A 12,546-nucleotide genomic window follows, 5' to 3' on the forward strand; every position below is an offset into this window, starting at 1 on the left:
ACGACGCCGCTGCCGAGAACGAGAACGTGCATGGTTTGTGATCCTCAGGAATGGATGTACTGACGGTGGTAGCGTGATCCCAAACTGGTGAGCAGCTCGTAGCCGATCGTGCCAGCCTTCCGCGCGAGGGCATCGAGGTCCTGGCCGGGATCGATCAGAGCTCTTGGCGGTACGGTCGCAAACTTACTTTCTACTTGCCTATGCTAGCGGAAGCGCCGGCCCCAGCGCCGTAGAATCAATGGCTTAGCACCGCCGCATCAATTGAAAACGACACTCTCCAGAAGCAGTGGACAGCCTCAAAAATCCGCAACCCTGCCCCATGCAGAGGCGCTTAGGCGTTCAGGCCGGTAGGGGCGTGGATCCACGATCGGTGGTTTACCCGTAATCAGGTCCGCAATGAGGTGGCCAGCCCCTGGTCCAATGCCGAAACCATGACCGCTGAAGCCGGCCGCCAGAATGAAGCCCGGAATACTCTCAACCTCGCCGATGGCAGGCACCCCGTCGGGCGTGCTGTCAATATATCCGGCCCATACGTTGGATATGGCCATTGGCCGCAAGCCTGGCATGAGGTCGCAAGCTCTCAAGTGGGTTAAGCGGATCTGCTTCATGTCAGGCTTAGGATCGAGGATGCGGACTTTTTCCATCGGAGTCACTGCATCCAACCGCCATTTACGCAGAGTCTCATGTCCTTGACGCCATCCTTCCAGCCCTCCGGGCGCAAGGCTGCGCCACCGCCGCGCGAACATCGGAATGAACTCGCGAAGGAAACGGAGTTGCTGTGGTGTTGGATCGACGCGCGCCCGACCGCTGATTGCAAGGGTATACCCGCCGTTGCGGCGCCGGGTCATTGAGATTTCTGCAGTATGTAATGCGTCGGGCAGATCGTTGGCGCCCGGTGCGACGGCCATGATCGAGGCTCGTATCGACGCCTGCGGAAAGCGAATGCCGAGCTGGTGACAGAAGGAAGACGCCCAGGCGCCGCCGGCCATGACGGCGACCCGTGTGCGTATGGTGCCCTTTTCCGTCACAACTGCGCTAACGCGGCCGGCGCTCACTTCAATGCCCCGTGCGGCGCAATTCTGATGTACGGTCCCGCCGGCCGACATAATGGCCCGTGCTGTAACGGGAACGGCTCGGGACGGGTCGGCCGTGCCATCACTTGGTGAGAAGACACCCCCCTTCCAAACACGACCGGTGGCTCGGCCACGTTCCGTTGCTTCCTGCTGACTCAGCATATGAGTGGTGACGCCGACTGTCCGGGCGAAATCGCGCCATTTTGCCCAACCGGCCAGTTCGCTCTCATTTTGGGATAGATACAGGAGCCCGCAACGGCGGAAACCGGGGTCCTCTCCGGTTTCCTCGGCCAACTTCTCCCACAAATCGAGACTCTTTGTTGCCATGGGCAACTCGCGTGCGTCACGGTTCTGCTGGCGACACCAGCCCCAGTTCCGACTGGACTGTTCCGCACCGACAAGCCCCTTCTCCACCAGCGCGACCTTCACGCCGCGTCGGGCCAGATAGTACGCTGTGAAGACGCCGACCACACCGCCGCCGATGACGACGACGTCCGCCTCCTGCGGGAGATCGGGCGTTGTTTCAATATGTATGAGCGGCACTGACATGGCAGGTCTCCCGTCGTTTGGCGAGATCATAAGGGATTGCCCGCGGACCTATGCCCTGCAACGACACAGTGCAACGGAATCTCATGCTGTTCATACAAGGAATGACAGGCGATTGTTGTGGAGGACATCGATGACAATCGGCTTCGGGCAACCCATAAGGCGATTGCACGGCCAAGACCATTTACCCACACAAGCTCGTTCAGCCTCAGGAGCTGTTACACAGGCAACACACGAGCGCCCACAGACGGGAGATTGCGGTGACGGCCAAAACCGGCATAATTCGGGAATATGAGATCGAGAATGCGCGGATACCAATGAAGCTCGACCGTATTGATCTGAAGATACTTTCAGAGTTGCAGAAGAACGGGCGCATCACCAATGTCGAGCTGGCAGAACTCGTCAATCTCTCACCCAGCCCCTGTCTGATGCGGGTCAAGAAACTTCAAACCGAAGGGTACATCGCCGGTTACTCGGCTCAAATCGATGTTTCCAAACTTGGCCAAACCCTGACCGTCTTCACGGAGATCACGCTCAAGAACCATCGTCAAACCGACTTTGCGCGCTTTCTCGCAACCGTCGATAAGATCGACGAGGTCATAGAGTGCCACCTTATTTCGGGCGGCTACGATTATCTGATGAAGTTCGTCACCTCCAGTATCGCAGAGTATCAGACGATTATGGAACGTCTCATCGATTTGGATGTCGGCATTGACAAATACTTCAGTTTCGTGGTGCTGAAGTCCCCGATCGTCAAAACGCACCTGCCACTCGACAAGATCTTCGAAGCCTGAACAAGGCCCTTCCGTTCCCTTCATCGTCTCGAATAGGCCTGCAGGAGTGCCGGGTCCTGCTCCAGGCTGTCGAGCCAACCCGTGTCGAGCTTCGGCACGGATGCAAACAACAGGCGGGAATAGGGGTGACTGGCCTCGCCGCCCATGGCATCCGGGTTTAATTGCTCGATCTTTTCACCGGCATACATCACCGCCACTTCGTCGCAGATCGCCCTGACTGTCGAAAGATCGTGACTGATGAAAAGATACGATAGGGAGAGTTCGCGCTGAAGCTCCTTGAGGAGCTCAATGATGGCGGCCCCAACGACGGTATCCAGTGCTGAGGTGATCTCATCGCAAAGAATGAGCTTGGCGTCAGCCGCTAAGGCGCGTGCCAGATTGATACGCTGCTTTTGTCCACCTGACAGCTCGCCCGGCCTCCGATAGCGCAAAGCGCGTGGCAAGCGAACCATGTCGAGCAGGTGATCGACCCGTGCCTCAAGCTGCTTGCCGCCTATCCCATGATAAAAAATCAACGGGCGAGCCAGGATATCGGCAATCGATTTCGCCGGATTGAGTGCGGTGTCGGCGGATTGAAAGACGATCTGTATTTCGCGTAACTCATTGCGGCTGCGTTTGCGCAGATCCGGATCAAGCGGCTTGCCCTCGAACAGGATCTGGCCTTGCGCAGCAGGCAAAATCCCGGCGATCACGCGCGCCAGAGTTGATTTTCCACACCCCGACTCGCCGATGATTCCAAGATTCTTTCCACGAGGAAGCTCGAAGCTGACCTTGTTGATCACCCGCAGCGATGGCATTCTGGCATTGCCGATCTTGCCATACCCGGCCACAATGTCCTTGACGACGAGAAGCGGCGCCTCGGGCTCATTGCGCCCGCCAGCGATCGGGACGCGCGGGGCCGGCTCGAAGGCGTCGAGCAACTCTCGCGTGTAGGGATGTTGCGGACGCTGCACGATATCTGTGGTCAGGCCGACTTCCTGGATTTCTCCGTTCTTCAAAACGATGATGCGGTCGGCAATCTGCGCGACGACCGCGAGGTCGTGCGAGACATAGACGCCGGCTATTGCGCCTTTCTTCATCACCGACTTGAACGCACGAAGTACCTCGACCTGCGTCGTCACGTCGAGGGCAGTTGTTGGCTCGTCGAAGATCACGAGCTTCGGATCACCAATCAGGGCCATCGCCGCCGAAAGGCGTTGCAACTGGCCACCGGATACCTGATGCGGGTAGCGGTCGCCGATCGTATCGGGATCAGGCAAGGCCAGTGCCCGAAAGAGCTCAACTGCCTTCTCGCGCGCCTGCTCAATCGGCATCAAATGGTGGATCTTCGTCACCTCGATGACTTGGTCCATGATCCTGTGGGCAGGATTGAAGGAGGCGGCAGCGCTCTGCGGAACGTAGGATACTTCGGTGCCACGCTTGCTCGCGCGTTTGCGCTCCGGCAACGCGGAAATCTCCTGTCCGGCCAGCTTGACGCTGCCCTCGACAATGCGGCATCCCGAGCGTGTATACCCCATCAGGGTCAGTGCGATCGTCGTCTTGCCGGAGCCACTTTCACCTATAAGAGCGACAATCTCTCCTTCGGCGATATCGAAGGAAACGTTGCGGATGATTTCAACCGTACGGCCTGAATCCGTCTTTGCACTGACCCGCAGGTTGCGGACTTCGACAAGATTGCTCATGACTCGCTCCGGTCTCGGATCTTCTGGGGCAGATTGTCGATCAGCAAATTGACGCTGATGGTTAGACTGGCGATTGCGATCGATGGAAAGATCACTGCCGGCGCCGCGAACGACAGCCCGCCGATATTCTCCTTAACCAAGGCGCCCCAGTCGGCGAATGGCGGCTGCACGCCAAGACCCAGAAAGGACATGCTCGACAGCAAAAGCACGATGAACACGAATCGCAGCCCAAAATCGGCCAGAACTGGGCCAATGATGCCAGGGAGGATCTCGGAGCGGATCAAATAGCCCAGCCCCTCGCCCCGGGCGCGGGCGACCGTCACATAGTCCATTGTATTGATATTCACAGCCAGCGCACGCGCAATGCGGTAGCAACCGGGCGTGTAGATGATGGCCAAGGTCACGATGAGGATCGGGATCGACGAGCCAACGGCAGCCACGATGACGAGCGCCAGGATCTTGCTCGGGATGGAGGTGAGGGCATCGAGCGTCCGGCTCAGCACAGTGTCGAGCCATCCGCCGATCACCGCGGCTGTCATTCCCAGTGTGACGCCGCACAAACAGGCCAGGCAAACGGCAGCGAGCGAGATGCCGACCGTATAGCGCGCGCCGAGCAGGATGCGCGAGAGCATGTCACGTCCAAGATAATCCGTCCCCAACGGAAATTCGGCAGTCATCGGGCCGAAGAAGTCGAAGTCGACGATATCTCCGACCGGATGTGGGGCGATGAACGGCGCGAAGATGGCGACGAGGATCCATGCGACAATAATGAGAAACGATATCACGCCGACAAGGGGAAACCGGTATCCGAAGCGTGGCAGCCTGGTTTTCCGCGGTTTCGGCAGGGAAAGGGTCATGGTCATTGAAGCCTCGGATTTGAGATGATGGCAACGAGGTCGGCAATGGTGATGAGAAGCAGGTAGGCCAGGCAGAAGATCATCGCGCAGCTCTGGATCAGCGGCAGGTCACGGGTCGAAACCGCGTCGAGCATGAGCTTCGCAATCCCAGGATAGTTGAAGATCGTTTCGACAATGATCACCCCACCCAACAGGTAAGAAAGTGACAGAGCCACGGCATTGACGATCGGGCCGAGCGCGTTCGGCAGCGCGTGGCGGAGGACCATGCGCCGGCGCGATGCACCCTTCAGAAGGGCCATTTCAACATAAGGGGTGTTGAGTGTTTCGAGCACGGCGGCGCGGCTCATGCGGATCATTTGCGCGGAAACGACGAAGCTCAGCGTGATCACCGGCATAGCAAAGGCCTTCAGCAAGCCGCCGATTGATGTGACCTCATTGGCCATGGAAAGCGCAGGCAGCCAGCCGAGATAGACTGCAAAAACGATGACGGCGATCGTTGCAACCATGAACTCGGGCACAGAGATCACCGAGATCGTGAAGATCGACACGATGCGGTCGTAGAGTGTCCCTCGCTTGATGGCGGCCGTGATACCAAGGGCCAGCGCAATGGGAACCGAGATCACCGCCGTTACCCCGGCCAGCTTCAACGAGTTGGCGAGCCGCCCGCCAATAAGGTCGGCAATTGGCAGCTTGTTGACGTAGGAAACGCCGAAATCGCCCGTGAACAACTCTCCGAGCCAGTAGATAAAGCGCAGGAAAGACGGCTGATCGAGGTTCATGGCTGTGCGCAGCCCAGCCACCGCTTCGGGCGTCGCGGCTTGGCCGAGGAGAACTTCCGCAACGTCCCCTGGCAGCATCTCGGTCGCGAAGAAGATCGTGAAAGCGACGAAGAGCAGCGTCAAGAATGCGATGACTAGGCGTTTTGCGGCGAGTCTAAGTATGAGTGAGTTCATGGGCGACATCCGCTGATGCATGATAGTGCCTCGAGTCGGACGCGCAGACTTCATTCTGCGCGTCCAAGTCAGATCAACTCTTTAAGCCTCAAGCCAGGCATGTTCCGCGAAAGTGTAACCCATCATGCCGCCAAGCGGATTGGGGGTGAGCCCCTTCAGCTTGGGCGAAATAGCATCGACATTCGACATGAAGACAGGAATGACCGTGCCTGCCCCATTGGAGATCATGGCCTGCATTTCGCCATAGATCTGCTTGCGCTTAGCCTCGTCGAGGAGTCCGCGTGCTTCGAGCAGCATGCTGTCAAACTTCTCCGACTTATAGCCCGTCTCGTTCCAGGCCGCGTCGGACTTATAGAGCAGCGAGAAAAGGATGTCGGGTGTCGGACGTGCGTTGATATTGCCGAAGTGGACGGCATCCTTGAGCCAGTGATTGGACCAGTAGCCGTCGGATGGGACGCGGTTGATCGCCACCTTGAGACCGATCTTGGACGCCGCCTGCTGCACCACCACCGCATAATCCAGCGAGGAGTTTGCCGCCTCGGCGGCCGTGATCCGGATCTCCTGGCCGAGCACACCGGCCTTTGCGAAGAGGGACTTAGCCCGTTCCGGATCAAACTCGCGCTGCTTCAGTTCGGCATTGTGATACTTGTTCGTGTCCGGAATCGGATGATCATTGGCGATCTCGGCCAGTCCGCGCAGGACCGATTTCTTGATGACGTCGCGGTTGATGAGGTATTTGAAGCCTTCCGCAACCCCCTGCTTGTCGCCGGGTGCCATGTCCAGGCGAACATTCAGGTTGGTGTAGCTACCGAGTTTCGAGATGAACAGGTGGGCCGCCGGGTTGTTCTCGAGCACGCGCAGAGAGCGCGGGTTGAGGTTGGCGGCGAGTTGGATGTCGCCGGAGAGCAGCGCGTTCATGCGCGCCGTCTCGTCCGCGATCGCGAAGAACTCAAACCCTTCGAGGTTCGCCTTCCGCTCCTTCCAGTAATTCTCGTTGCGTGCCGCGATTGAACGCACCCCTGGCTGGAATTCCTTCAAGATGAATGGTCCGGTGCCATTGCCCTTCGAGAAGTCAGTCGTACCGTCGGCAACGATCATGAAATGATGTAGCGCGAGGATCGTTGGAAGATCGGCATTCGGTGCTTGAAGCGTGATCTCAGCCGTCTGATCATCAACAGACTTCACTTGGACGATCTGCTTGGCGAGCGCATTGACCTTCGAGCCAACAGCTGGATCCAGGTGACGGTTGAGCGAAAACACGACATCGGCCGACGTTAGGCTCTTTCCATTATGGAAGGTTACACCCTTACGCAGTTTGACGATCCAGACCTTGGCGTCATTGCTTTCAATGCTCTCAGCCAACTCCATCGTCGTTTCGCCGGCACCGTTGAGGAAGGTGAGACGATTGTACAAGGCAGAACAACGAACATAGTCGGTGGCGTTCGATGCTTTCGCCGGGTCGAGCGTATCCGCGGTCGAGGCGGAGAAGCCCGCAGCCTTGATGAAGCCGCCCTTCACAGGCTCGGCGGCAACAGCCGCCGTCGCGCATCCGAGAATGGTAGCGCCGGTGGTCGCAGCGACCCCGCCCATGAACATCATCTGCAGAAGTTCCCGGCGACTTGCACCGCGACGAATGGCATTTTCGACCATCGCATCGTCGGAAGCAGTCCAGTTAGCAATCTTGTCGCTCATAGCAGTTCCCTTTTTATCTAGTGGCTGACTTCTGGTTATTTTTGTTGGCCTCCTCGGCGTAATCTTAAAAATCTCAGGCTGACCCAGCTCCGCTACCGATACGGATTAGTTTGGCGGCTATTCCGCGGCGATTGCGCTGAATCGTGGATGGCTCACGGCACAAAATTGCGAATATGACGCGTCGGCAACATTTGTGCCACGAGGTTGCCGGCTATAAACCCACTCATCCCGCCATCGCCGCACGAACATCCGGATCCTCCAGCGTCTGATCGAGCGTCATCCGCGTGCGATCGATAATTCTGTCGATGTCATCATCTGTGCAGCAGAGTGGTGGAGCGTAACCGATAACGCCGTTGGCGAAGGCGCGGATCACGAGTCCGTTCTCCCAGGCTCTGTCGAAGATCCGACGTGAGGGATCTGCCGCTGCCGGCAGCGGCGTCTTGCGTTGTTTGTCGGTCACGAGTTCGATGGCCGCTAACATGCCGCGCCCCCGGACATCGCCAACCAGCGGGTGGTCAGCGAGGGACTGCAGACCAGCCATCAGGCGCTTGCCTGCTCGAACGCCGTTCTCCAGCAACCCGTTTTCGTAGAGGCTCAGGCACTCCAGCCCGACCGCGGCGCTCACAGGGTGTGCCGAGTAGGTGTAGCCGTGGCCGATCGCCGCCATGCCGGCGCCGTCAGCGATGGTGTTGTAGACCCTGTCGGACATGAAGACGGCACCCATCGGCACGTAGCCCGAGGTTAGCCCTTTGGCAGTGGTCATGAAATCAGGCACGATTTCGTCTTCGAGGCATGCGAACAGGGGGCCGGTCCGTCCAAAGCCCGTAATCACCTCGTCTGCCACGAACAGAATATCGAGCTCACGGCAAACGTCGCGCATGGCCTTCATCCAGCCCTTCGGCGGCACCAGAACGCCACCAGACCCCTGGATTGGCTCGACATAGAAGGCGGCCACGCGCTCAGCGCCCAATTCGTTCACCTTGGCTCGCAGCGCCGCCACGGAAGCATCGATGATGGCCTGAGGCTCCGAGCCGACCGGATTGCGATAGGCGTAGTGCGACGGGATCTTATGCTGCCAATCATACGGCACCCCGAATCCCGTGTGGAACACCGGCAGCGCCGTCAGGCCAGAGCCGGCCGTTGAGGACCCATGGTAGCCCTGCTCGACCGAGATGAACTGATCTTTCTTGGGGGTGCCCTTGGCGTGGTAGTAATAGCGGATGAAGCGGATGGTGCTGTCGACGGCGTCCGATCCGCCAAGAGTGAAATAGATGTGGTTGAGGTCACCTGGCGCACGGTCGGCAAGCTCTGCGGCCAGGCGGATCGCCGGTTCCGAACCCAGTCCGAAGTACCCGGTCGCATAGGGGAGCTCGCGCATCTGGCGGGTTGCGGCCTCCACGATGCTGTCTTGGCCGTACCCGGCATTGACGCACCAAAGGCCCGCGAAGCCATCGACCAAGGTGTGCCCGGTCGAATCCGTCACCGATGCCCCCCTGCCGGATTTCAGGACGCGCACGCCTCTTGTCTCATGCCCGCGATAGGAGGCAACGGGATGGACCAGGTGGGCGCGATCAAGCTCGATCAGTGAATTGTTCAGCATGTTAGTCTCCAACTTAACCCAGCGCCTGGTTGACCAGTGCATAGGTACGGGATGATGTTTCGGCTCGCTCCAGCTTGCGACCGCGTTGCATCGGTATGCCACCGCCGACGCGAGCGAGCCCGCGCCCGATGAGCCAGGGACCAAGCCCGGTGGACAGTTCGGTGTCGAGGCGGACGAACTCCCCTTCATGGTGCGCGAGCAGGAAGTCGATCAGGTCCTTGGCCTGTTGGCTGCTCGCTGCAACGACCGGTCCGATGACGAGGCCGCGACCGAAGGCGCGCAACCCCGCAAATGCCACGACCTCTCCCTGTTCCCGGATGACTGCGAACTGGGCCGCTTGCCGAAGAACGCTCATGAGCTTGCTACGATCAAGATTGCAGGCTGCGCGATCGAGTGCACACATCCTCCCATGCTCATCGTCGCGCGCCCAGAACACATTTGCCGGGGCCTCGACCTTCAGAGCTTGCCCCTGATGCTGGACGATCTCGCCAACCGCAACGAAACCGAGTTTTTTATAAAGTGGCAGGCCCTCCGTTGTCGCGACGAGCCGGCAGTTGCGCGCGCCAGCCTTTTCCAGCGCGGCATCCATCAGCTTCCGGCCAAGTCCGCACCCCCGCATGGCCGCATCCACAATCACCATGTTGATCGCAGCGGCATCAGAGCCGAAAGGCGTCATCATGGTCGTTGCGACAACACGGCCATCGTGCAGCGCCACGATGCCCTCGCTGACCGACAACACCAACTCCCAATCCTTGCGGCGATGAGGCCAGCCCGCCTCGCGCGAGAGCAGGACGGCTCCGTCCAGATGTTCGGTCTCCATCGCTTCCAGCGAGATCTGTTCTGCAGTCATTCCGTTTTCCGCGTCGGGTTTCGTGTCGCCTTATGAATAGACCAGGCCCAGAAGCAGCTCCTCCTGACTCCAGCGCCTGATCAATGCTTTTGCGCTTTCTGTGGCCCCCACTTCCGCATCTTATGCCGCTCGCGCAACACTACGGGCCGATGCCGTGGGCTTCCGCCCCTAACGGCGAGTGCTTCTGGAAAACTCTCTGCCGCACCCGTCATCCAATACGGAACATTCTGCTTTCCGTCGGACCGAATGCGGTGATTAGTCCGCAAGGAGGGTCCCTATGATGCGTGTAGGTCGGCATGCGGTGCCGGCGTCATTGCAAGGATTAATCTCATGAGCCAGTTTCGGCCGAAATACATCACCTTCGACTGCTACGGCACGCTGACCAACTTCGACATGGCCGGCGCGGCAAAGAGAGTCTATGGCTCGCGGCTGTCCCCCGCTGCGATGGCACAGTTCATCAAGGATTTCGCGGCCTACCGGCTGGACGAGGTCCTCGGTGCCTGGAAGCCCTACGCCGAGGTCGTGCACAGTTCCGTCGAGCGCACCTGCAAGCGCAACGGTGTCGCATTTCGACCGGAGGATGCCCAGCGCATTTATAAAGAGGTGCCGACATGGGGTCCGCACCCGGATGTCCCGGCGGGTTTGGCCAAGGTTGCCAAGGAGATTCCGCTGGTGATCCTTTCGAACTCCATGAACAGCCTGATCATGTCGAACGTGGAGAAGCTTGGTGCACCCTTCCACATGGTCATCACGGCGGAGGAAGCGGGTGCCTACAAGCCGCAGATGAAGGGCTTCGAGTATATGCTCGACAAGCTCGGCTGCGGACCCGAAGACATCACCCACGTTTCCTCCTCCTTCCGCTATGACCTGATGACTGCCTATGACATGGGTATAAAGAGCAAGGTCTGGGTGAACCGCGGCCACGAGCCTGCTAACTCCTTCTATGAGTACACGGAGATCAAGGACATCTCGGGCTTGGCTGGCGCAGTGGGTCTGTAATAAGGAACCGGCAAGATGCAGTTCAAGTCTTACTGGCACGACACCGCGCCTCCATTTATAAGAGCGGAGCAGGGGCCTGCCGAAGGACATTATGACGTCGCCATCGTCGGTGGCGGTTTCACGGGTCTTTCTGCTGCGCTGCATCTTGCCAAGGCTGGCGTGCGTGTCGCCGTTCTGGAGGGCGGAACGGTTGGCTCCGGCGCGTCCGGGCGAAACGGCGGTCACCTCAACAACGGCATCGCCCACAGCTACCTGGCCGCCAAAGCGCATCTTGGGGCGGATCGTGCGAAGGCGCTCTACCGCGCCTTTGACGATTCGATTGACTCGATCGAACGCATCGTCAGGGAAGAGACGATTGACTGCGCCTTTCGTCGTTCCGGCAAGCTGAAACTCGCGTCAAAGCCGGCGCATATGGATGCACTGGCCCGCAACTTCGAGGTTCTTCACCGGGAGGTGGACCCAGACACGGCGCTGTTGCGCCGCGAAGACCTTGCCGCCGAGGTTGGATCGGACGCATTCCACGGCGCGATGCTCTCGCGAAAGAGCGCTATGATGCATATGGGGCGGTACGTCACGGGGCTCGCCACGGCAGCTACCCGTTATGGAGCCACCATTTACGAGAATGCGCTTGTCACGCAACGCCGTCAAAGCGACGGCCGAACCGAACTTGTGACCCCCCGCGGCACCGTTGCGGCCAATACAGTCATATTGGCAACCGGGGCCTATACGACGGAGAACTTCCCGTATTTTCGCCGCCGGATCATTCCCGTCGCGAGCTTCATCATCGCCACAAGGCCGCTGAGCGAGAGCGAGATCGCCGCGACCATGCCGGGCAACCGCACCTACGTGACGTCGATGAATATCGGCAATTATTTCCGTCTGGCCGCGGACCGACGCATGATCTTCGGGGGCCGAGCGCGCTTTTCTGCCACGTCCGACCAAAGATCCGACGCCAAGAGCGGTGAGATCCTGCGCGCCAGCCTCGCAAGGCTCTTCCCGCATTTGGCCCGGGTGGAGATCGATTACTGCTGGGGAGGTCTTGTCGACATGACACAGGATCGGTTCCCACGCGCCGGTTTCGCCGATGGCGTGTGGTTTGCCATGGGTTATTCGGGCCACGGCGCGCAGATGTCGACACAAATGGGCATACTGCTCGCCGACGCGATCATGGGCAAAACCGATCGCAACCCGGTCAATGGCCTCGAATGGCCGACCATTGCCGGGTACTCCGGCAAGCCATGGTTCCTGCCGATGGTCGGCCTCTACTACAAGATGCTCGACAAGATCCAGTGAGTGGGCCCCGACGATGAGAGCAATTGAGAAAGGCGGCTTGTGCCGCCTTTCTCATATTTTCTCATATATTGCGTGCTGCGGGCGTCGACACCGCCTGACAGAGATGATCTTCCGGCGCACCGCGCCGGCCTAGAGCAACGGCAGTTCTGACGGAATCGTTGGGGCTATGCGGTGTGGCGGCTTCGTGATTCACTCATCTTGGCTCTC

At 59.3% G+C, this 12,546-nt stretch carries 10 protein-coding genes; 3 read left to right on the plus strand and 7 right to left on the minus strand.

Features of this window, described 5'->3' with window-relative positions:
* Positions 1–296: 296 nt before the first annotated feature.
* Positions 297–1,622, minus strand: coding sequence for an FAD-binding oxidoreductase (locus DC522_RS30060; protein ID WP_116532162.1), 1,326 nt, complete (start codon positions 1,620–1,622; stop codon positions 297–299).
* 314 nt (positions 1,623–1,936) lie between these two features.
* Here DC522_RS30060 and DC522_RS30065 point away from each other — a divergent pair, with 314 nt between their 5' ends.
* Positions 1,937–2,413, plus strand: a complete 477-nt coding sequence (locus tag DC522_RS30065; protein ID WP_116532163.1) for an Lrp/AsnC family transcriptional regulator — start codon at positions 1,937–1,939, stop codon at positions 2,411–2,413.
* A gap of 20 nt (positions 2,414–2,433) precedes the next feature.
* Here the strand turns inward: DC522_RS30065 and DC522_RS30070 are convergent, their stop codons facing one another.
* The 6 genes from DC522_RS30070 to DC522_RS30095 form a co-directional block, all read right to left on the minus strand.
* Positions 2,434–4,095 carry an ABC transporter ATP-binding protein gene (locus DC522_RS30070; RefSeq protein ID WP_116532164.1) on the minus strand — a complete coding sequence of 554 codons (1,662 nt, stop codon included), beginning with the start codon at positions 4,093–4,095 and terminating at the stop codon, positions 2,434–2,436.
* Positions 4,092–4,958 carry an ABC transporter permease gene (locus DC522_RS30075; protein WP_116532165.1) on the minus strand — a complete coding sequence of 289 codons (867 nt, stop codon included), beginning with the start codon at positions 4,956–4,958 and terminating at the stop codon, positions 4,092–4,094. Before DC522_RS30075 ends, DC522_RS30070 begins: the two co-directional genes overlap by 4 nt.
* Positions 4,955–5,905, minus strand: a complete 951-nt coding sequence (locus DC522_RS30080; protein ID WP_116532171.1) for an ABC transporter permease — start codon at positions 5,903–5,905, stop codon at positions 4,955–4,957. Before DC522_RS30080 ends, DC522_RS30075 begins: the two co-directional genes overlap by 4 nt.
* Before the next feature lie 81 nt (positions 5,906–5,986).
* Positions 5,987–7,597 (minus strand): ABC transporter substrate-binding protein, encoded by a 1,611-nt coding sequence (locus DC522_RS30085; protein WP_116532166.1) that lies wholly within the window; start codon positions 7,595–7,597, stop codon positions 5,987–5,989.
* A gap of 223 nt (positions 7,598–7,820) precedes the next feature.
* A complete protein-coding gene (locus DC522_RS30090; protein WP_116532167.1) occupies positions 7,821–9,197 on the minus strand; it encodes an aspartate aminotransferase family protein in 1,377 nt (458 codons plus the stop codon).
* Positions 9,198–9,210: 13 nt separating this feature from the next.
* Positions 9,211–10,047 carry a GNAT family N-acetyltransferase gene (locus tag DC522_RS30095; protein WP_116532168.1) on the minus strand — a complete coding sequence of 279 codons (837 nt, stop codon included), beginning with the start codon at positions 10,045–10,047 and terminating at the stop codon, positions 9,211–9,213.
* 330 nt (positions 10,048–10,377) lie between these two features.
* On the opposite strand from DC522_RS30095, the gene DC522_RS30100 reads away from it, so the two are divergent.
* Together DC522_RS30100 and DC522_RS30105 are read left to right on the plus strand one after the other, a co-directional pair.
* The gene (locus DC522_RS30100; RefSeq protein ID WP_116532169.1) at positions 10,378–11,046 is read left to right on the plus strand and encodes a haloacid dehalogenase type II; all 669 of its coding nucleotides are present in this window, start codon (positions 10,378–10,380) and stop codon (positions 11,044–11,046) included.
* A 15-nt stretch (positions 11,047–11,061) separates the two neighbouring features.
* On the plus strand, positions 11,062–12,339 hold the full coding sequence (locus DC522_RS30105) for an FAD-binding oxidoreductase (protein ID WP_116532170.1): 1,278 nt from the start codon (positions 11,062–11,064) through the stop codon (positions 12,337–12,339).
* The last annotated feature ends 207 nt before the right edge of the window (positions 12,340–12,546 follow it).

Source organism: Microvirga sp. KLBC 81, assembly GCF_003075415.1.
Lineage (GTDB): Bacteria > Pseudomonadota > Alphaproteobacteria > Rhizobiales > Beijerinckiaceae > Microvirga.